The organism is Kushneria marisflavi (assembly GCF_002157205.1).
GTDB classification, from domain to species: Bacteria; Pseudomonadota; Gammaproteobacteria; order Pseudomonadales; family Halomonadaceae; genus Kushneria; species Kushneria marisflavi.
This window is the reverse complement of the sequence record NZ_CP021358.1, coordinates 136,980-158,166: the sequence shown is the minus strand read 5'-3', so window position 1 is coordinate 158,166 and position 21,187 is coordinate 136,980. Positions and strand designations below refer to the sequence as shown.

General features: G+C 58.3%; 16 protein-coding genes. 7 read left to right on the top strand and 9 right to left on the bottom strand.

Features of this window, described 5'->3' with window-relative positions; all coding sequences use genetic code 11:
• Positions 1 to 4: 4 nt before the first annotated feature.
• The 3 genes from mazG (at position 5) to B9H00_RS00780 (ending at position 4,510) form a co-directional block, all read left to right on the top strand.
• Complete coding sequence (gene mazG, locus B9H00_RS00790; protein WP_086899048.1) at positions 5 to 835, top strand: nucleoside triphosphate pyrophosphohydrolase; 831 nt, start codon at positions 5 to 7, stop codon at positions 833 to 835.
• 114 nt (positions 836 to 949) lie between these two features.
• Positions 950 to 3,673 (top strand): phosphoenolpyruvate carboxylase, encoded by a 2,724-nt coding sequence (gene ppc / locus B9H00_RS00785; protein ID WP_086899047.1) that lies wholly within the window; start codon positions 950 to 952, stop codon positions 3,671 to 3,673.
• A gap of 204 nt (positions 3,674 to 3,877) precedes the next feature.
• The gene (locus tag B9H00_RS00780) at positions 3,878 to 4,510 is read left to right on the top strand and encodes a superoxide dismutase (protein WP_086899046.1); all 633 of its coding nucleotides are present in this window, start codon (positions 3,878 to 3,880) and stop codon (positions 4,508 to 4,510) included.
• A 118-nt stretch (positions 4,511 to 4,628) separates the two neighbouring features.
• Here the strand turns inward: B9H00_RS00780 and B9H00_RS00775 are convergent, their stop codons facing one another.
• A complete protein-coding gene (locus tag B9H00_RS00775; protein ID WP_086899045.1) occupies positions 4,629 to 6,581 on the bottom strand; it encodes a DNA topoisomerase III in 1,953 nt (650 codons plus the stop codon).
• A 1-nt stretch (position 6,582) separates the two neighbouring features.
• A complete protein-coding gene (locus tag B9H00_RS00770) occupies positions 6,583 to 8,484 on the bottom strand; it encodes a hypothetical protein (RefSeq protein ID WP_086899044.1) in 1,902 nt (633 codons plus the stop codon).
• A 172-nt stretch (positions 8,485 to 8,656) separates the two neighbouring features.
• Here B9H00_RS00770 and B9H00_RS00765 point away from each other — a divergent pair, with 172 nt between their 5' ends.
• Positions 8,657 to 10,489 (top strand): SEC-C domain-containing protein, encoded by a 1,833-nt coding sequence (locus B9H00_RS00765; protein WP_086899043.1) that lies wholly within the window; start codon positions 8,657 to 8,659, stop codon positions 10,487 to 10,489.
• Positions 10,490 to 10,534: 45 nt separating this feature from the next.
• On the opposite strand, the gene mltA is transcribed toward B9H00_RS00765, so the two are convergent.
• Both mltA and B9H00_RS00755 read right to left on the bottom strand, forming a co-directional pair.
• Entirely contained in the window at positions 10,535 to 11,494 is a 960-nt protein-coding gene (mltA, locus tag B9H00_RS00760; protein WP_086901625.1) for a murein transglycosylase A, read from the bottom strand.
• Between the two features lie 243 nt (positions 11,495 to 11,737).
• The gene (locus tag B9H00_RS00755; protein ID WP_236944319.1) at positions 11,738 to 12,922 is read right to left on the bottom strand and encodes an AmpG family muropeptide MFS transporter; all 1,185 of its coding nucleotides are present in this window, start codon (positions 12,920 to 12,922) and stop codon (positions 11,738 to 11,740) included.
• 147 nt (positions 12,923 to 13,069) lie between these two features.
• Here B9H00_RS00755 and rfaH point away from each other — a divergent pair, with 147 nt between their 5' ends.
• The gene (gene rfaH, locus B9H00_RS00750) at positions 13,070 to 13,594 is read left to right on the top strand and encodes a transcription/translation regulatory transformer protein RfaH (protein WP_236944318.1); all 525 of its coding nucleotides are present in this window, start codon (positions 13,070 to 13,072) and stop codon (positions 13,592 to 13,594) included.
• Between the two features lie 23 nt (positions 13,595 to 13,617).
• On the opposite strand, the gene B9H00_RS00745 is transcribed toward rfaH, so the two are convergent.
• The 3 genes from B9H00_RS00745 to B9H00_RS00735 form a co-directional block, all read right to left on the bottom strand.
• Positions 13,618 to 14,172 (bottom strand): lytic transglycosylase domain-containing protein, encoded by a 555-nt coding sequence (locus B9H00_RS00745; RefSeq protein WP_236944317.1) that lies wholly within the window; start codon positions 14,170 to 14,172, stop codon positions 13,618 to 13,620.
• A gap of 37 nt (positions 14,173 to 14,209) precedes the next feature.
• Positions 14,210 to 15,916, bottom strand: a complete 1,707-nt coding sequence (locus B9H00_RS00740) for a proline--tRNA ligase (protein WP_086901623.1) — start codon at positions 15,914 to 15,916, stop codon at positions 14,210 to 14,212.
• 442 nt (positions 15,917 to 16,358) lie between these two features.
• A complete protein-coding gene (locus B9H00_RS00735) occupies positions 16,359 to 16,937 on the bottom strand; it encodes an outer membrane beta-barrel protein (RefSeq protein WP_086899040.1) in 579 nt (192 codons plus the stop codon).
• A gap of 363 nt (positions 16,938 to 17,300) precedes the next feature.
• Here B9H00_RS00735 and miaE point away from each other — a divergent pair, with 363 nt between their 5' ends.
• Positions 17,301 to 17,918, top strand: a complete 618-nt coding sequence (gene miaE / locus B9H00_RS00730) for a tRNA-(ms[2]io[6]A)-hydroxylase (protein WP_086899039.1) — start codon at positions 17,301 to 17,303, stop codon at positions 17,916 to 17,918.
• Positions 17,919 to 17,973: 55 nt separating this feature from the next.
• Here miaE and B9H00_RS00725 read toward each other — a convergent pair whose 3' ends face one another.
• A complete protein-coding gene (locus tag B9H00_RS00725) occupies positions 17,974 to 18,729 on the bottom strand; it encodes a UDP-2,3-diacylglucosamine diphosphatase (RefSeq protein ID WP_086899038.1) in 756 nt (251 codons plus the stop codon).
• A gap of 60 nt (positions 18,730 to 18,789) precedes the next feature.
• A complete protein-coding gene (locus tag B9H00_RS00720) occupies positions 18,790 to 19,287 on the bottom strand; it encodes a peptidylprolyl isomerase (RefSeq protein ID WP_086899037.1) in 498 nt (165 codons plus the stop codon).
• Between the two features lie 206 nt (positions 19,288 to 19,493).
• On the opposite strand from B9H00_RS00720, the gene B9H00_RS00715 reads away from it, so the two are divergent.
• The gene (locus tag B9H00_RS00715) at positions 19,494 to 21,173 is read left to right on the top strand and encodes a glutamine--tRNA ligase/YqeY domain fusion protein (RefSeq protein WP_086899036.1); all 1,680 of its coding nucleotides are present in this window, start codon (positions 19,494 to 19,496) and stop codon (positions 21,171 to 21,173) included.
• Positions 21,174 to 21,187: the final 14 nt, after the last annotated feature.

Sequence of the window (21,187 nt, the reverse complement as noted above, 5' to 3'; positions counted from 1 at the left end):
TTTGATGAAAGCCTCATCGCGTTACACGCTAGATGATTTAATGCTGCTGATGCAGGTACTTCGGGACCCGCAACAGGGATGTCCCTGGGATGTTGCCCAGCACTGGGATTCGATCGTCCCGCATACGCTTGAAGAAGCTCATGAGGTGGCCGATGCCATCGAGCGTCGCGCCTTTGATGAGCTTCCCGGTGAGCTGGGCGATCTGCTGTTTCAGATCGTCTATTACGCCCAGTTCGGTAGTGAGGAAGGGCGCTTCGATTTTCATGACGTGGTCGATGTCCTGACGACCAAGATGATCATTCGTCATCCGCATGTGTTCCCCGAGGGACATCTCGGCTCGCGTCGACAGGGCGTGGCGGCCGCCGATGTAGATACCTCCAGGGTCGGGCAGCGCTGGGAGGCGCGCAAGGCTGACGAGCGCGAGGCGCGTGAGGCCAGATCATTGCTTGATGATATTCCACTGGCACTACCGGCTTTGTCGCGGGCCGGCAAGCTTTCCAGTCGTGCTGCCCGGGCAGGCTTTGACTGGCCGGACCATCGTGGTGCTCTGGACAAGGTGCGAGAAGAGCTGGCCGAGCTTGAAGTCGAGATTGAGGCCGGGCATCAGGAGAACATGAGCGCCGAGCTGGGGGATCTCTTGTTCGCGATGGTCAACCTGGCCCGTCATCTGGACATTGATCCGGAACAGGCATTGCGTGGTACCGGAAAGCGTTTTGAAAGCCGTTTTCGCGACGTCGAAAGCGCCGTGCAGGCCAGCGGACAGGCGATCGGCAGTACTGACCCTGGTACCCTTGAACGTCATTGGCAGGACGCAAAACGCATTGAGCGTGAATAGCATCGTCAGCCTTGATGGGTTCGACTTTGGTCGCAAGTCATTGTTGTAGTGTTGTTGTTGTTGCCCGTCCGCGTCAGGCTCTGGACTCCTGTCATGAGCCTCGCGGAGTCTTTCATGCAACACGTTTCTTCTTCTGCCCCTGAAGGTGTCTCTTCAGGGGAGGTTTCCAATAACGATAATGCGCTGGAAGACAATGTGCTTCATGCCTCCCTGCGTGAGCATGTGCGTCTGCTCGGCGACAGTCTTGGGCATACCATTGCCGATGACCTTGGCACCGATTTTGTTGACCAGATCGAAAAAATTCGAGCGCTGGCCAAGCAGGGGCGCAAGGATGCCGGTGCCCGTGCCGAATTGATCGACTATCTACGCGCCCTGCCTGAAGAGCGCATGCTGCCGGTCACTCGGGCCTTCAATCAGTTTCTGAATCTTGCCAACCTGGCCGAACAGCACTATCGCGGCCGCTTTCGCCGGGTCGAGGATTACCGCCCTGGTACCCAGCCGAGGCTGGATGAGCTGCTCGAGCGCCTGACTCGGGAAGGGCATGATGGAGAAGCGCTCCTCGAGCGGATTGCCTCAATGCGCATCGAGCTTGTGATGACGGCGCATCCGACCGAGGTGGTTCGGCGGACCCTGATTCGCAAATACGATGCCATCAATCTCTGTCTGGCTGAAATCAACGGCAGCGACGAGTATCCCGAGCGTCTGGAGCAGCTTCAGGGGCGGCTGAACGAGCTGGTCAGCCAGGCCTGGCACACCAGTGAAATACGCGCTGAACGGCCAACACCGGTTGATGAAGCACGCTGGGGTTTGGCGGTCATCGAGCAGTCGCTGTGGCAGGCGGTGCCAACCTTCTACCGTGAACTGGATCAGATGCTGCTGGCACGTGCGGGCCGTCGGCTACCGCTGGAAGCAGCGCCCATTCGGTTTGCGTCATGGATGGGAGGGGATCGCGACGGCAATCCCAACGTAACGTCAGCCGTGACTCGTGAAGTACTGCTGCTCGAGCGACACCGTGCGGCCGAGAGCTTCCGGCGCGATGTTCAGCAGTTACGTCTTGAACTGTCGATGTGGAAGGCCACGCCCGAACTGATCGAGCTGGCGGGCGGTCCCTGTCCTGAACCGTATCGAAAGGTACTCAGCGATCTTGAGCAGCGTCTGGCTGCGACCCGTGACAAGGCTCAGATGATCTGGGAAGGGCACGGCTGGAGCGGCGAGCGGCCCACGGTGGATACCCGGGAGGCCCTGCAGGCGCCACTGGAAGCCTGCTACCACTCACTGATGGCCTGTGGCCTTGATGTGATCGCCAACGGGGCGCTGCTGGACACGCTGCGCCGCGTGGCCTGTTTCGGCACCACCATGACCCGTCTGGATATTCGTCAGGAATCCACGCGGCATACGCAGGTGTTCGAAGAGCTGACCCAATACCTGGGGCTGGGCAACTACGCCGAATGGGATGAACCCGCCCGTCGCGAATTTCTGCTCAAGGAGCTGGGGTCGCCGCGTCCGTTGATTCCGGCGCAGTGGCCCTGCTCGGACGATGTGCGAGAGGTGCTCGATACCTTTGACGTCATCGGCTCGGAATACAGTGAGGCACTCGGGTCCTACGTGATCTCCATGGCCGGTCAGGCCAGCGATGTGCTGGCCGTGGCACTGCTGATGAAGGCGGTTGGTGGCCGGGTCAGCCTGCCCATTTCCCCGCTTTTCGAAACGCTTGATGATCTCGACCGTGCCGGCCATGTGATCAATGACCTGCTGGGCATGCCGGAGTACCAGGCGCTGATCGATGCGCGCCAGGAAGTCATGATCGGCTACTCGGATTCGGCCAAGGATGCCGGGCAGCTGGCGGCGGCCTGGGCGCAGTATCGTGCTCAGGAGCGACTGGTCAAGGTATGTCATGAACATGGTGTAACGCTGACGCTGTTCCACGGCCGGGGCGGTACGGTAGGTCGTGGGGGCGGTCCGGCGCATGCGGCCATCCTCTCTCAGCCTCCGGGCTCGGTTCAGGGCAGCCTGCGTGTCACCGAACAGGGCGAGATGATTCGCTTCAAGTTCGGTCAGCCTCGAATTGCCGTGCGCTCGATGGAGATCTACCTCAGCGCCGTGCTCGAAGCCACGCTGCTGCCGCCGATCGAGCCAAAGCAGGAATGGCGGGAGGAGATGGATCATCTCGCTGCACGCGCTCATCAGGTGTACTCGGGCATCGTTCGTGAAGATCCGGCCTTTGTTCCCTATTTTCGCGCAGTCACTCCGGAAACGGCGCTGTCCGGTCTGCCGCTGGGGTCGCGTCCGGCCAAGCGTCGCGCGACAGGCGGTGTCGAAACGCTCAGAGCCATCCCCTGGATCTTTGCCTGGACGCAAACGCGCCTGATGCTGCCGGCATGGCTGGGCAGCGATGCTGCCTTTGCCGAGCGCAGTGACAGTGAAGAAGGGATGGCGCGTCTGCGTGAGATGATGAACGAGTGGCCCTTCTTTGGCACTTTCCTGGACATGCTCGAGATGTTGCTGGCCAAGGCTGATGCCGGCATCAACGCCTATTATGAAGAGCGTCTGATCGAGGATGAAAATTCCAGAGCGCTGGGCACGTCATTGCGTGAGCGTCTGGAGGGGCTTGAGGCGACGCTGTTGCGCATTCGTCAACAGGAGCATCTGCTCGAACATGCGCCACTGATCCGTCAGGCCGTCGATGTGCGCAACCCCTATATTGACCCGCTACATGGACTACAGGCCGAACTGCTTTACCGAAGCCGTGAGCATGAGGGCGATATTTCGCCGGATCTCCAGCGGGCTCTGATGGTGACCATGGCGGGGATTTCAGCAGGCCTTCGCAATACAGGTTAGGCCCAATGAGTGAGGCAACGACACAAAGGGCGAATAAAGAATTGTGTCGTTGACCTTGAAAAGACAGCGTTGGCACCTAATGTCTTATAGGACGCACGTGGAGGTGGTTAGCCATCTCGTTGTGTCCTCAACTTTCATGACGATTGCAGGGAGAAATGCAGTCGTCGGTTTAAACCCGCTCAGTGAGCGAAAAGGAGTTTGACCATGGCTTATAAGCTTCCCGAACTGCCCTATGCATTTGATGCACTCGAACCCCATATCGATGCGCAGACGATGGAAATTCACCATGGCAAGCATCACAACACCTATGTGACCAACGCAAACGCTGCGCTGGAAAAGATTCCTGAAGATCTGGCAGGACTCGAAGCGTCCGAACTGCTCAAGCAGCTCGACCGCGTTCCCGAAGAGCAGCGTACAGCACTTCGCAACAATGCTGGCGGCCACGCCAACCACTCCCTGTTCTGGGAAATCCTGACGCCCAATGCGCGTGGTCTGAAGGAATTCCCCACGTTGATGAACGATATCGAAAAGACGTTCGGTAGCGTTGAAGCCTTTGCCGAGAAGTTCGAGACCGCTGCCAAGGGTCGTTTTGGCTCCGGCTGGGCATGGCTGGTAGTCAAGAATGGCAAGCTGGAAATCGTTTCCACTGCCAACCAGGATAGCCCGGTCTCTTCCGCTGCCTACGGCGGCTGCGATGCCACGCCGATTCTGGGTGTAGACGTGTGGGAGCATGCCTACTACCTGAACTATCAGAATCGTCGCCCGGACTACCTTAAGGCGTTCTGGAACGTCGTAAACTGGGCAGAAGTCGAAAAGCGCTATAACGCTGCCAAGTAAGCACGTATTGCGCTAACAGATTGTTCTGTCTGATACCCGCATCAGCAATGGCTGATGCGGGTTTTTTTAATGGCCGGAATTTACTCGCAAGGTCAGGACTCCGCCATGGCATTAAACGTTAGGAAGTGCTGCGACCCTTCGAACTGCTTCGTCCGGTACGCTTGCGCGACCCTGAGGGGGGCTGACGGTTGCTCTTGCCGCGTCGGGTGGTTTTTTTTCGATCGGTAGCTGCCTGTGGCTGTTCACCGCCAGCCTGTTGCATGGCGCGGGCAAGGCGCGCGGCATCGACATCACCGACCAGGGTTTTGAGCTCTCCTGCCATATCCTCGAGAAAGGCGGCCAGCGAGTCGTTGCCTTCGCGAACGCGCGAGAGTCGCTGTTCCCATAGGGCTGTTCGTTCAGGGCCGGAGAGGCTTTCCGGCAGGGCATCGATCAAGCCGCGTCCTCGTCGTGTGGCACGGATGGTGCCCGACTGGCGATACACATAGTCGCGACTCAACAGCGTCTCGATCATGCTGGCTCGCGTGGCCTCGGTCCCCAGCCCATCCGTCTCCTTGAGCGTGGCCCGAACCGTGTTGTCGGTGACGTAGCGTGCGACATGAGTCATGGCATTGATCAGGCTGGCGTCGGTAAAGGGTTCCGGCGGGCGCGTCTGACGTGTTTGTACCTCGCACTGTATTACCCGGGCTTTATCACCCTGCGTCATGGCCGGCAGGGTGGCCTCTTCATCGGGCGTATTGAAAAGCACGCGCCAGCCGGGCTGCAGGATTTCACGACCTTTCGTCATGAATCGCTCCTCAAGCGCCACCAGCGTGACGCGGGTATCCCGATACTCAAAAGAGGGATAAAACTGGGCCAGCACATTGCGCACCACCAGCGTATAAACGTTTTGCTCGTCTCGGCTCAGGGCCTGCCAGTGTGGTATCTGGCCGGTCGGAGCAATAGCATGGTGGGCACCGATTTTCTTGTCGTTGAAGGCACGCGACACGCGAGTGGTATCGATGCCGGCCTGCCACTGCTTCAGGGTGTCATCTCCCTGGCAGGCATTTTGTAGTGTGGCGCCAACGCCCTTGAGATAATCACGCGGCAGATAACGACAATCCGAGCGCGGATACGTAATCAGACGGTAGCGTTCATACAGTCGCTGAGCACAGTCGAGCACTGACTGCGCCGACATTTTATAGCGTCGGGCCGCATCGATCTGAAGGGTCGAAAGAGAATAGGGCAGCGGTGCACTCTGGCGCTGATGTTTCTGCTCTACGGCCTGAATGAGTGCGGACTGACCGGGCAGTTTTGCTGCCAGTGCCCGGGCGGGCTCGGCGTCCAGAAGGCGACCCTGATCATCCTGACGGTGCTGATCGCTCGGCTGCCACCAGGCGCGAACAGTGCCCTGGCGAGTGTCGAAGTCCGCCCATAACGGATAGAAATCTACCGGCTGGAAATCTTCGATGGTTCTATCACGGCGCACGATCAGCCCGAGCAGCGGCGTCTGCACCCGCCCAATGGAGAGTACGCCCTTGAGGCCGGCCTGCTGGCCGGTCACCGTCCACGCTCGCGTCAGGTTGATGCCATACAGCCAGTCTGCCCGTGATCGGGTCAGCGCGGCCTGGTAGAGCGGTTGAAACCGGGCATTGTCTTCAAGCGTTTGCCAGGCGCGCTTGACGGCGGGCGTATTCATGTCGCTGATCAAAAGGCGCTCGACCGGCCCCTTCCAGCCCAGATATTCAATGGTTTCCTGTACCAGCAGCTGGCCTTCGCGGTCTGGGTCGCCAGCGTGGATGACCCTGTTGGCGGACTTGATCAGACGGCGCAGAATGGCGAGCTGGCCACGCGCTTTCTGGCGGGGCACCAGCTTCCATTGCGAGGGGATAATGGGCAGATCATCCAGGCGCCAGCGCTTTAAACGCTCGTCATAGGCTTCCGGAGCCGCCTGCTCCAGCAGATGGCCAAAACACCAGCTGACCGTAATTTCAGCGCTGCTCAGCGCACCTTCCGACTGGCTGAAGCGCCCGGGCAGGGCTGAGGCGATGGCACGACCCAGTGAGGGTTTCTCGGCAATAATCAGTTGCATGTCAGTTCAATGCCCTCTTGGCCTTGATCAGCGCCCTGTACCAACGCCTTGGGACAGTACCGATACCGGCGGGGCGCTGGCTGAGCAGGCTAATATTGCGATGGGCGGTCTGGTCAATGTTGGACAGGATATTCAGCGTCGAGGCACGGGCACCGTATTGGCGGATCAGGAAGTTAATCGCCTCGGGTTCAAGCGCTACCCGATAGTGACGAACCAGGGCGATGGCCAGTGATTCGGCGCTACGAGACAGGTCGTCGTTGATCTCATTGACCATGGCTGCCCCCAGTGTGGCCTTGGCTGCCGCGGATAGATCCGGTTCGAGATGTCCGAAATAGGCCGCATTGGTGGCGTTGATGGCGCGCTGGACTTCCGGGCGCGAGAGATGAATATAGGGCTCAAGCGCAAGGGCGATCTCGATGGCCAGATGCTTGGCCATGGCGATATAGCCACTGGTCGTAGCCCCTTGGCTGCCGTGGTCCTGCTGGTGATACCGCTCGCGGTCGGCACGTGTTTCGTTAAGATAGCGGGCCAGATGGCGGCAGACGCGAGCCTTTTCACCGTCCGTCAGCTCGATATGGTTTTCATGAATGCGAAGCCCTCGCTTGCCCGGCCCGACCTGCAGGTGGGTCGCCTTGTCGTTCATCTGCTCGGTAATGGCTTCCCAGCGCTGAGAATGACGAATGAGCGTGGCGTGGCTCCGGGCGATTTGACCATAGTTTTCCTGCACGCTTCGAAACAGCTTGATGGCGTTGGTCAGGATTTCGGCGCGTTCGCGCAGCTCCGGGCGTAAATCGCTGCGTCCCTGCTTCACGCCGCTGGCCAGATGTTCGATCTGCTCGGACAGCGCATCCATGGCCTGTCGGCAGCGCGCTGTCAGGGTCTCGGCGCGCAGACCGGCGGCGGCGTCTTCGACCAGGGTGCCCGACTGTTCTGCCAGATAGACGGTCAGGGCCTTGAGACGGGAGAGTCCGGTGGCCTGCTGGATACGATAGCGGGAGCGGGTCTGTTCGAGGGCATCAAGCGCGCGAGCCAGGTGCCAGCGTCCGCGATACTCGAAGGTCAGCATGGGGATGCGGCGACCACAGAGCAGCTCAAAGGCCAGAATGATCATCTCCTCGACGTCCTGCAGCGTCATAAGCAGCGCGTTGTCCTGCTCGATGGCTGCCAGTACACGCTCGATAAAGTTTTCATCTCGTGCCACGCCCTGATGCAGATCCGGCGCACGCCCGGCAAAACGATCGCGCAGCAGGGAAATGGCTTCTGGCGCCACGTCGGCCAGTTCGTTGAGTCTCGGGTCGATATGCTCGCGGTAAAGCCCCACCAGATCGCGAATGCGTGATTGCATACCGACGCGCCGGTAAACATCGATCTGGGCAATACGTCGGGCGCTTTCCTCGTCGTCGAGCAACTCAATGGCTGCAAGCTCCACGCCCTCGGGGGCCAGGTCATGCTTTCGCAGCAGCATGGCGGCGGCCTCGCGCCGGCGGGCATCGCCTTCAAGACTTTCAACAATCAGGTTACGGGTGATGAGTACCAGCTCCGGCAGGGTATCAAGCACCTGAGACACCCTGGCCGCCGCCCGTTCATGCTTGCGACCCCTCGTCAGGTGATGGGCAAAGTTGGCGATGATCCCGGCAAGGCCCGTGATCAGGGCATAACTGATGAAAAACACATAGTTTTCCATCGAGGGACCACGGCCATAACCGAGCAGGTAACCGACCCAGGCGCCAAGCAGGGTGACCGGGCCGCTGACCCAAATAATCTGCATGGCACTGTTGGTCCAGGGGACCTTGTTCATCGCCTGAGTAATGCGGCGGATGCGGTCGCGTCCTTCGCGCTCAAGACGAACGCGGGGTTCGTCGGGATTTTTGCGTCGACGGATCAGTAAGCGTGCTGAAAACAAGCGGGTATTTCCGAAACAAAGTGGGCGTAGTGACGCAAGGGCTGCTTCAGAGCATGTATGGAAGGCCTTGCTGGTCCCTGGTGGGTCATCAGCGAGGCAAACATGATGGCGTTATCATGAGACGCAGGCAGTCAGCGTGCTAGCATAAGCGTGATCATGGTGGAGGAACAATATGCTGTCAGCCTGGGTGGACCAACTCCTTGGGTTTTCGACGGGAGCGCTTGAGGCCATACGTCGTGAAGAGCGTTACCCTTCACTGATGGGCTGGGCAAGGAAGGAGGGCGCCGAGCTGCTTGGCGGCGACGTGGCGCTGGCGCAGGCGCTGGCACCGGTGCTCTGGAATCAGATGCCTCTTGAGCGTCTTGGCTATCGGATTGAAACGCTGGCGGTACCTGCGCCTCAGGAGCCCTGCTGGTGTGATTCGGGTCGGCGCCATGCCGACTGCTGTGCCCGCATGATGCTGCCGGGGCAGGTGCCGCCACATCTGATGTGGATGCTATTGCTTCAGCGTCTTCGGGGCAAAACCCTGCATGAGGCACTCTCATCACATCAGGTACCGGCTCAGGCCCTGCTTGAAGCCGGTATCGTCAGTGCCGAAGGCGGTCAGCTCGGACGGGCGCAAACCATCCTCGAGTCGCTGTTCAACAACGTCGACTGGGAAGGTCTGCCGCAGGAGAGCGAGCCGGCCTTTGAGCTGTTGAGTGATGTCTATCAGGAGCGCGGCTTTATCCGCAAAAAGGCGGCCCTGATGGACAGTGTGGTCGAGAACGGGCCAGGCTTTCTTCGCGGTGCGGCACTAAAGCGCCTGTGTCTGCGCTATCTCGACAGTGATGATCTGCCCAGTGCCCGCGAAACCTTTATTCGCACGCTGGAAACCATGCCCAACGAGCCGGCGCTGGCCTATCTTGAAAGCATGTTGCTGTTGCATGAAGGGCAGCCCGAGCAGGCGCGCGCGCGTGCCGATTTCTGGAGACGCCGATTGGTGCACCGCACTGATCTCGACGAGGACCAGCAGGCCTTTCTCGAACAGCTGGCGGAAGACCCCGAAGCGACCCTGGCCGAGCAGATGATTTATGCCGACGAGGAGCTGGCCGAACCGCTGGATACCCTGACCCGGCTGTTGCCGATGTCGAATAACGGGCCACGGTTGTCGCTTCTGATCAATGCCGATGGGCGGCTTGAGTATCAGCAGGACGACCTGGATCATGCCCGCTACGAGATGTGGCAGCAGCACTTCACCACTGAAAACGAAGAGGCGCCCGGTAGCGGTCTGCAGGGTGACCCTTGGCGTGATGCCCGGCCCTGGCTGGACGCTCTGTGTCTGCATCCCGAATGGCTGTCAACGCCGGCAATACTTCAGGAACTGGCCATGGCGCTTGCTGGGCGCTTTGGCAATCTGCCATGGATGTTTCAGGCGATCTTCTCGCCGCTGGCGCAGCGCTTTGAGACGTGGCTTGCAGCCGTCGAGCGGGCCGAAAGCCCCTTTGTCTGGGGGGATGGCGATAACCATATCCTGTTCCGGCTGGGTCTGGGGCTGATCATCGGTATGGAGCGCGGCGCCCGTGAGCAGTCGCGTCAATTGGCCGAGCGTTTGATTCGTCTGGACGGCGAAGACAGCATGGGCCTTCGTGAACTGTTGCTGGAGCAGCTTTTAAGTGATGGGCAGGACGTCAGGGCCCTGACGCTTATCGAGGAAATCGAGCGCAGCAATGATGACGGCGAGCCATGGCTGGGACTTTTGCTTGGCAAGGCATTGGCGCTTTATCGCCTGGCGCGACTGGAAGAGGCCCGCCAGGCGCTGGTCATGGTCGAGCAGGCCAACCCCTGGATGCTCAAGCTGCTGGTGCGGGAAAATCCCCGACGAGAGCCGGTGACCGGCAATTCACCGATACCGGGCTCGCGTGCCGAAGCCTGGCAGTATCGCGTTCTCATGCGGCCCCATTGGGTGGCTACACGGGGAGCGTTGCGGTGGGTGGACGCCAGGCTGCGATCAAGCGTTGAGTAGCGCCATGGTGGCCCATGGCACCTCGTCATCCGTTTGACCTCTCATCTACTGACGATTGGGTAGAACGACCCACATCTGACCGGGCTGCTTCATGCGCCCGGCATTAAGGCTTGCCTCATCACCGTGGCCCCAGAAAAAGTCCGCACGTACGGTACCCTTGATGGCGCTGCCCGTATCCTGAGCCAGCATCAGTCTTTGCATACGCTGGTTGGACAAAGGGCGAGTCGTGGAGAGAAAGACCGGTGCGCCCAGTGGAATCTGATCGGGGTCAATGGCGATGCTACGTTCGGGCGTTAGCGGCACGCCCTGCGCGCCGATTGGGCCGTCACTGCTCTTGTGTGTGCTATCAAGCTCCCTGAAGAAAACAAACCGCGGATTGACGTTGAGCACTTCCTGCACACGACCGGGGTTGGCACTGGCCCATGCCTTGATGCCCGGCAGCGTGGCCTGAGCCGGTGTAATTTCGCCATGATCCAGCAGCCAGCGAGCAAAGGATTGAAAAGGCTGATCCGTGGCCCCGGCAAAGCCAACGCGCATTTCGCCGCCTTCCGCCAGCTTGATTCGACCTGACCCCTGAATCTGCAGGAACGCAGCTTCAACCGGGTCATCTACCCAGACCAGTTCGCGCCCGCGCAGGACGCCGCTTTTGATCAGTTGGCTACGGCTGGCGGCCATCAGGCTACTGTTGCCGATGTTACGATACAGCGGCACCTGATAGGGCCCGTGTCGGGTTCGAGAGCCTCGAAGCACCGGCTCGTAGTAGCCTGTAATGGTCCCCACCGTTGAACCATCGCTGTTGCTCAGGGTAAAGGGCGTAAAACGATGCTCGAAGTAGCGTCGTATCGCACGGCTATCCAGAGGATCGACGTGTCGGGCGTCGTTGCAGACCGATGCCCAGTCCGGCTTGCGTGCGAGCTTTTCACAGCTGGTTCTGAAGGCGCTCCAGGCACTCAGGAGATTGTCGTCCTGCCAGCCGGGTAGTTGCTGCCAGCTGGTTGGATGCATCGGGATGCTTGAATCGGTGTACTGCGGCGTTTTTGCCGGCTGAAAGCCGGTTTGGCCGGTGGAACAGGCGGTTAGAATCGCGCCTGTGAGGATAACGCCCGTGCCTCGGCCCACCAGGCGTGCCAGTCGCAAAAGGCCCTGAGGGCAGGATGTTTCAGCAGATACAAAAGACAAGATCAGGGTCTCTTCTAGGGGCGCGGCCGGAGCCTGGCGCCCGTGGAACAGTAAAGGCGCTAAACCGTATTACCGATGGGAAGAATCGGCAATATCGCGCCATTGGCGAAAATACCAAAGGATTATCAGCCCCGGAATAGCGGCCAGTGTGCAGATTAAAAAGAAACCGTCCCAACCTACGGCTTCTGAAAGGATGCCACCGGGGGCTGAAATCACGACTCTGGGCAGGCCCATGATCGAGGAAAGCAGGGCGTATTGGCCTGCCGTGAATCGCTTGTCGGTCAGGGCGGCCATGAAGGCCAGAAAGGCAGCGGTGCCCATCCCCGCGGCGGCGTTTTCAAAGCTGACCACGGCTGCCAGTACCGTGATTGAGTGGCCAACATGGTTGAGCCAGATAAAACCGGCCGTGGAAGCCATCTGCAACAGCCCGAACCACCATAGTGAGCGGTAAATGCCGATACGCAGGATGACCAAGCCACCGAGAAAGATGCCGCCCAGCAGCGGCCAGAAGCCGAAGATCTTGACCGTGGCGCCGATCTCGGCGTTTGAGAAGCCGATTGACTTGTAAAAGGGGGTGGTCAGGTTGCCGGCCACCGAGTCGCCGAGCTTGTAAAGCAGGATAAAGAGCAAAAGCCAGAGTGCGCCCGGACGCGTCAGAAAGTTGCGAATGGGATCCAGAAAGGTATCGCGCCAGTTCTGCGGATGCGCGGGGCGCTGGGCTCCCGGTTCGGGCGCCATGAGGGTCACCAGCATGCAGGCGCCGAGTACGACCGCCATGGTCAGGTAGGTCGCACGAAACCCGATGCTGTCAGCCAGCATCAGGCCGCCACCGGAGGCAAACAACATGCCGGTACGATAACCATAGGTATAAAGGCTTGAGCCGATGCCGAGCTCTTTCTCGGGAAGATGTTCACGGCGATAGGCATCAATGATGATGTCCTGCGTCGCGCTGAAAAAACTGATGCCCAGTGCTACAGCGCCAACGGTGAGTGGGGCGAGACCGGGATCGGACAGGGCCAGCGCAACGATCAATGAGGTCAGCGCCAGCTGTGTCAGCAGCAGCCAGCCCCGACGCCGGCCCAGAAACGGCAGCTCGAAGCGATCGAGCAAGGGGGCCCAGAGAAACTTGAGTGTGTAGGGAATACCAATCAGCGCCAGCAGGCCGACGGCATCCAGAGAAACACCGGCATCGGTCATCCATGCCTGAAGGACGCTGCCCGTCAGCAACAGTGGCAGGCCTGACGCGAGCCCCATGAGGAACGTGATACCATGGCGCGCAACGGCGGCCCGGGCTGTAGCAATCGAAATCAACGGTGTTATCCAGAAAGTCGCGGGCATTTAAATGGCGCGCCGATTCTCTCAGACCGATGCGCTGACGGCTACTGACCGGGGATGGTTTTAATGAAGACGACAGGACCTGAAGGACTGCGCTGGTACGCGGTCCAGTGCAAGTCAGGTGAATCCTTTCGCGCTGCCGAGCACCTGCAGTATCAGGGCTACACCGTCTTTCATCCGGTCATGCAAAGGGAAAAGCGCCAGCGTGGCAAGGTCGGGCATGTCCTCGAGCCCCTGTTTCCCTGGTATCTATTCATTCAGATGAATCCGCTACAGGACAACTGGGTGCCCGTGCGCTCTACCCGTGGGGTGATCCGGTTGCTTGCCTTTGGCCGTGAGCCGGTGCCAGTACCGGATACTCTGATCGAGACTCTGCGCCGGCAGGTCAGTGATCAGCCCTTGATTGAGGAAGGGCCGCGTTTTAGCGAAGGGGAGCGAATCGAAATTACCGATGGACCTTTCAAGGCGCTGGAAGGACTGTTTGTTCATGGAAAGGAAGATGAACGCGTCGTCGTGTTGCTCAATATTCTGCAGCAGGAGCATCGCGTCACGCTTCAGGCCAGCCAGATTCAGGGCATTTCAAAAGACTGAAACAGCACTGATCTTTGCCAGGTCTAGCTGTCGACCCACCAGCGGCTATCCCAGCTTGTCATGACCTGCTCTGGATAGCGTGTTTTGCCGAGACTGCCGTTATAGCGTGCCAGAGCGCGCGTCACGTCCCCCTTTTCGACCTTGAGATACCACGCCAGAATGGTGCAGCCGTAGCGCAGGTTGGTATCAGGATCGAAGAGGTCATCGCTTTCCCGGCCAATCTCCTTTTTCCAGAAGGGCATGACCTGCATGAGCCCCTGAGCCCCGGCGCTGGAGCGTGCCTCGGGCATAAAGCGACTTTCGACATCAATGACTGAAAGCACCAGTTGTAGATCCAGCGAGGCGCGCCGGGATTCACGCTGAATGCTCTCCAGTAACGCAAGGCGTTGATGCGGATCGACAAGGTAGCGCGACAGGCGTCGATTCATGTCCGTCATCCAGACTTCAGCTTCAAAATGATCGTCAAAGCGTTGATCGTTTGAGACGGCGCTGGAGAGTTGTCGGATCATCTGAGCCGAGACATGTGCCTCCGGTACGGCAGCGGCCAGAGTGACAGGCGCAAAAAGGGCGCCTGTCACCAGACAGGCGCCCCAAAGGCATGCTGGGAAACCGGCGTCAAGCCAGCTTTTGACAAATAAACTCGACGGCCTCCTGTTGCGCCACCATTGTAATATCGTCGTCACGCCTTCCCTTGTACTCCAGTTCACCCGTTTTAAGACCGCGATCACCGATAACGATACGGTGAGGAATGCCGATCAGTTCGAGATCAGCAAACTTGACGCCGGGACGCTCATCGCGGTCATCCAGCAGAACTTCGATGCCCTTTTCGTTGAAGGCATTGTAAAGCCGCTCGGCTTCGTCACGTACTGCCTGCGACTTGTGTGCGTTCATGGGCACCAGCGCCACCTGATAGGGGGCCAGACTTGCCGGCAGCGAGATGCCACGCTCGTCATGATTCTGCTCAATGGCAGCAGCCACCACACGGCTGACACCAATGCCGTAACAGCCCATCTGCAGCGGTACATTGTCCCCGTTCTCATCCAGAACGGTCGCCCCCAACGCCTCGGAATATTTTGTCCCGAGCTGGAAAACGTGGCCGACCTCGATACCGCGGGCAATCGAGAGCGTACCCTGGCCGTCCGGTGACGGATCGCCGGCGACGACATCGCGAATATCAGCCACCATCGGCAGGGGCAGATCGCGCCCCCAGTTAATACCGAAAAAGTGTTTGCCATCGATGTTGGCGCCAGCGCCGAAATCGCTCATGACCGCTACGCTACGGTCAATGATCAGAGGAATCTCAAGGCCTACCGGGCCTAGTGAGCCGGGACCTGCACCGACGGCCTGGCGAATTTCTTCTTCATTGGCCATGACCAGCGGAGAAGCCACCTGCGCCAGGTGCAGTGCCTTGATCTCATTGAGCTGGTGATCACCGCGGACCATCAACGCAACCAGCCCACCTTCAGCGCCATGAACGATCAGCGTCTTGACAGTCTTTTCGATCGGCAGGCCGTGCTTTTCTACCAGCGCAGCGATGGTTTTGGCATCCGGTGTATCGACCTCGTGCATATTTTCTTGAGGTGCGGCACGCTCCTGACGATCGGGCAGGGCTTCGGCCTTTTCGATATTGGCGGCATAATCGGACCCCGTAGAAAAGATGACGGCGTCTTCACCCGAGTCGGCAAGCACGTGAAACTCATGAGAGCCGCTGCCGCCGATCTCGCCGTTGTCAGCCTGCACGGCGCGGAAATCAAGCCCAAGGCGCGTGAAGACACGAACATAGGCCTCATACATTTTCTGATAGGAGGCCGCCATGGCTTCCTGACTGATATCGAAGGAGTAGGCATCCTTCATGATGAATTCGCGTGCCCGCATGACGCCAAAGCGAGGACGGGTTTCATCGCGAAACTTGGTCTGAATCTGATAGAAATTGCAGGGCAGCTGGCGGTAGGAACGCACTTCATTGCGGACCAGATCGGTAATGACCTCCTCATGGGTAGGGCCATAGCAGAATTCACGATCGTGTCGGTCACGAAGGCGCAGCAGCAGGTTGCCGTACTTGTCCCAGCGCCCCGACTCCTGCCATAGCTCGGCAGGCTGCACCGAAGGCATCAATACTTCCTGGGCGCCGGCGCGGTCCATTTCCTCGCGCACGATCCGTTCAACCTTGCGCAGGGTGCGAAGCCCCAGCGGCAGCCAGGTGTAAAGACCCGAAGCCAGTTTTCGAATCATGCCGGCACGCAGCATCAGTTGGTGACTGACAACCTCAGCGTTGGCGGGCGTTTCCTTGAGCGTGGAGAGCAGCAGTTGACTGGCGCGCATGAATCGAATGTTTCCCTTGGCCGGATGAAATGAACCGCATTGTACGAGCATTCGTTGCCTGTCGGCAAAATGCGTTTCCTGCCGTCCTCAATGATGGTATCTGTTTATTCATGATATGGGCCGACGCAAGCGGGGAGGCTGGCTCGTTGGCCCTCACCAATGATCAAAGACGAGGGAGGTAACATGCAGCGCCGATACCATGGTGTGATGATTGTCATGCTGACACTAATGATGACAGGCTGTGCGAGCAGGGATGACACGGAGTTTGTCTGGCAATCCCCCAGGGTCAATGATCAGGGCACTCAGCCGGGACAAAGAGCCTGCATGCCCGGACCGGACGGGCCCAGTAGTTGCAACCCCTGAGAGCATGGATCCCTGAAGAAGGGCATAAAAAAACGGCACCCGAAGGTGCCGTTTTTCAGAACCTTTCGACAATCGTCGATTAGAACTGTACGCCGACAGAAGCCATGGCAGCGTCGATCTTGTAATCGCTGTCCATGTCATAACGCGTGTATTCAGCACGAGCGAAGACCGGAACGGTCTCGAACTGGTACTTGAGGCCCAGACCGTAAACCGGGTCGGTGCCGTACTGGTTGCTGGCCGGACCTTCCTGCGCATTGGCCTTCCAGTAGGCAGCACCAACGCGTGCGTAACCGGAAACACCGTAGAACAGGGGCAGTTCACCGATGGCGCTCAGGCTATAGGCCTTGGTCTGGTAGTGGCCGTTACCCTGATCAGTAGCGTAATCGATGTCGCCCAGATCAGCGTAGTTGATCTCGGTAGAGAACCAGTCGTTGAACTTGTAGCCAACGAAAGCGCTCTGAGCAGTATCGTTGTTGTCAGTGATGCGGCTACCGGACACGTTGCTGTCGCTGAAGCTGCTGACATCGGCATTATGGACCTGTGCGCTACCAACACCAACGCCTGAGTAGATACCGGAGCTGGTGTCAGCCATGGCCATTGGCGCGGCGACCAGAGAAGAGGCGAACAGCGGTGCGGCGAAAAGTGCAAATTTTTTCATGATGATCTCCTTGCATGAAACCTTTATTGACTGGAGCGTCCTGCTCCATGGTCAAAATCGATTCGGTGAGCTGTTATTACTCGAACAGTGTTTTCAAAACTATTTTTAGCATGAGAATCGGTTCACGTAAAGACTAGAATGCATTAGCTCGTTTGATGAGAGCGCTTACAAAAAACCTTTACCCGATACGGGCTGACAGTATAGCAACGCTTTGCGTTTTCGCTTTGTGAGAACACATTTTGTGTCTCTACAGCCTCGAATGATGGGGAAGCCATCCTTTCACCGGTACAATGACCATTATGACGATCGTGCTGCATGGTCGTTGTATTTTCATGTTCTCTTTCTCTACTACCCGGTTTTGATATGTCCGATGACCTGATGCCCACGGAACTGCTCGATTTTCTCCCCTGCCGAACGCCTCAGGGCTGGGTGGCTGCAGCGCTTGGCAATGAGCGCCTTTTGATGATCGACCATGCGCAATGTGAAAAGAAGGCAGCCTCCACGGCCATGAGCCTGATGTATCGCTATACCAGTCGGGCTGATCTGTTGACCAAAATGTCCCAGCTGGCGCGTGAGGAGCTTCTTCATTTCGAGCAGGTCGTTACGTTGATGCGCGAGCGTGGTATCGCCTATGAACATGTTTCCGCGTCACGCTACGCCCAGGGGCTGCGTGAACATGTTCGCGAGCAGGAGCCGGGGCGGCTGATCGATGTACTGATTGTGGGGGCATATATCGAGGCCCGCTCCTGTGAGCGATTCGCCTGTTTGATTCCTCATCTGGATGACACCCTGGCGAAGTTTTATCGCACCCTGGTGAAGTCCGAGGGGCGCCATTTTGAAGACTATCTTGAGCTGGCGGCGCAGTATGCTGACGAGCCTATTGACGAGCGGGTCGCCTTCTTCGGCGAAGTGGAAAAAGCGCTGATCGAATCGCCGGATAGCGAGTTCCGCTTTCACAGCGGCGTGCCGGCGGCTGCCTGATAGGGATGCGACAATCTTCCGACAGGGACGCCTACCATGAGGCGTCCCTTGTTTTTTATCGGCCAGACAATTCTGACAGGCTGAAGGATTCTAGCGTCAGAGTTGCATCCTCAAGACGAATTTCCCAGCCCTTGTCCTTTTGATCGCTCCAGTCACCCAATACGTAGCGTTTGACGGCTTCATCATCCTGCAGGCGGAAATCATGAACGTCGGGGCGATGGGTATGGCCATGGATCAGCGTGCGGACGTGGTATTGCTGCACGATCTCTTCCACGGCGTCCTGACTGACATCCATGATGTCATCGGACTTGCTCCCGTTGGCACTGCCCGAGCCTTCCCGCATGCGATCTGCCAGCAGGCGGCGTTGCTCGACCGGTAGGGCCAGAGTTTTCTGCTGCCACTCTGGATCACGCGTCATGGCACGAAACTGCATGTATTCACTGTCCTGAGTGCAAAGGCTGTCACCGTGCATCAAGAGGGCAGGAACGTCTTCGCTCAGAGTAATGATGGCCGGGTCATCAATGAGTACGGCACCAGTGAGTTCGGCAAAGCGTTCGCCCAGCAGAAAGTCGCGATTGCCGTGCATGACATACAGGTCCTTGCCGCTGTCACTGAAACGGCGCATGGCTTCAATGACCTGTTGTTCAAACTCACTGATGGCATCGTCGCCGATCCAGCTCTCAAATAGATCGCCCATGATATAGAGCGCGTCAGCACTGCGGGCGCGATATTCCAGATAATTCAAAAATGCCCGGGTCAGTTCGGGAGCGTCCTGCTGCAAGTGCAGATCGGCAATAAACAGTGTCGTCATGACCTCTCCTGCTTGAAGGGCGCAGTACTTTACTGCGCCTGAAACATTGTTATTCAGCGATCAGGCATCGATGAGACGGGCAGACTCAAGGACAACGTCTTCTGCGGGGACGTCGGCGTGGCCATGACGGCGGGTGGTCGCCACCCCCTTGATGCTGTCTACAACGTCCATGCCTTCAACGACACGACCGAAGACACAGTAGCCCCAGCCCGGAGGTGTCGGAGAGGTATGGTTCAGAAAGTCGTTGTCGGCCACATTGATGAAAAACTGCGCCGTGGCTGAATGTGGGTCGCCGGTACGGGCCATGGCGAGATGGCCGCGGCTGTTTTTGAGGCCGTTGTCGGCTTCATTTTTGATGGGTTCATGGACCGGCTTTTGAGAAAACGAGGTATCAAACCCGCCGCCCTGAACCATGAAACCGTCGATGACACGGTGGAAAAGGGTGTTGTCGTAATGACCTTCACGAACATAACGCTCAAAGTTGGCGGCGGTTTGCGGCGCCTGATCGTGAAAAAGCTCGATTTTAATATCGCCGGCACTGGTGGACAAAATGATCATGAAAAATTCTCTAAAAAGGCAACAAGGGGACAACTTCAGGGCAGCTACGCAGGCATGGCGTGTATCGATCTGCCGATGACTCATGACGTCGGTACTGATACCTGCATGGCATGGTCCCGGGCGCTCACGCTATAATAGCGGCTTTGTCCGTGCAGGCGAAACCGCGCCTGCCGGTATCCGTTGTCAACAAGGCCTGATCACGCCCCATGAGCTCAGAAAGCACCAGCGCACCGAATTTCATTCGTACACAGATTCGTGAAGAGATCGAGCAGGGGCGCGTTGATTCCATCGTGACGCGCTTCCCGCCCGAACCCAACGGCTTTTTGCACATCGGTCATGCCAAATCGATCTGTCTTAACTTTGGATTGGCCGAACAGCTCGGAGGGCAGTGTCATCTGCGCTTTGACGATACCAACCCCGCCAGGGAAGAGCAGATCTACATCGATGCCATTCGCGAGGACATCGAGTGGCTTGGCTTTCAGTGGAGCGGTGAGGTTCGCTACGCCTCCAGCTATTTCGATCAGCTGCATGAGTGGGCCTGTCAGCTGATTCGCGACGGTCTGGCCTATGTCGATGATCTCAACGCCGAGCAAATGCGTGAATATCGCGGCACACTGACCGAGCCCGGCCGTCCGAGCCCGTGGCGTGATCGAAGCGTTGAAGAGAACCTGGCCCTGTTCGAGGGCATGAAAAACGGTGAATTCGCTGAAGGCGAGAAGGTGCTGCGGGCCAAAATTGATATGGCGTCTCCCAACATCAATCTGCGTGATCCGACCCTTTACCGTATTCGCCATGCCTCGCATCATCAGAGTGGCGACAAGTGGAAGATCTATCCTTCCTACGATTTCACGCATGGTCAGTCCGATGCCATTGAGGGCATCACGCACTCGATCTGCACGTTGGAATTTGAAGATCACCGCCCGCTCTATAACTGGTTTCTGGAAAATCTGCCGGTGCCCTCGCGACCGCGTCAGATCGAGTTTGCTCGTCTTAATCTGAATTATACCGTTACCTCCAAACGCAAATTGAAGCTGTTGGTAGATCAGGGCGTGGTCAACGGCTGGGACGATCCCAGAATGCCGACCATTTCCGGCATGCGCCGTCGTGGCTATACACCCGCCTCGCTCCGTAAATTCTGCGATATGGTTGGCGTTTCGCGCGCGTCCGGTGTTGTCGACATTCAGATGCTTTATCACGCCATTCGCTCGGATCTGGAAGACAACGCCCCCAGGGCCATGTGTGTCATGAAGCCGCTTAAGGTCGTGTTGACCAACCTGCCCGAAGATCATGAAGAGATCTTTGAAGTGCCCGGCCATCCGGCTCGCGAAGACATGGGCATGCGTCAACTGCCGCTTAATCGTGAAATCTGGATCGACCATGAGGACTTCATGGAAGAGCCGCCGAAGAAGTTCTTCCGTTTGGCGCCCGGCAAGGAAGTGCGCCTGCGCAATGCCTACGTCATTCGCTGTGATGACGTCATCAAAAACGAGCAGGGCGAGATAGAAGCACTGCACTGCAGTGTCGATCTGGAGACGCTGGGTCAGAACCCGGAAGGCCGCAAGGTGAAGGGCGTCATTCACTGGGTCAGTGCCCGTCACGGTGTCGAGGTTGAAGTGCGCAACTATGACAACCTGTTCCAGGTCGAGGCGCCGGATCGTGACAAGGACGTTGATTTCCTTGATCACCTCAACGCTCAGTCTCTCGAAACGGTTTATGGCATCGGCGAGCCTTCCCTTGCACAGTCTGGCGCCGAGCAGCGTTTTCAGTTCGAACGTGTTGGTTACTTCTGTGCCGACCGCCATGATCACAGCAGTGACAGGTTGGTCTTCAACCGTACGGTCAGCCTCAAGGATGGCTGGGCAAAGGCGCAGAACAAGTCAAACTGAAGGGGAGTATCCGC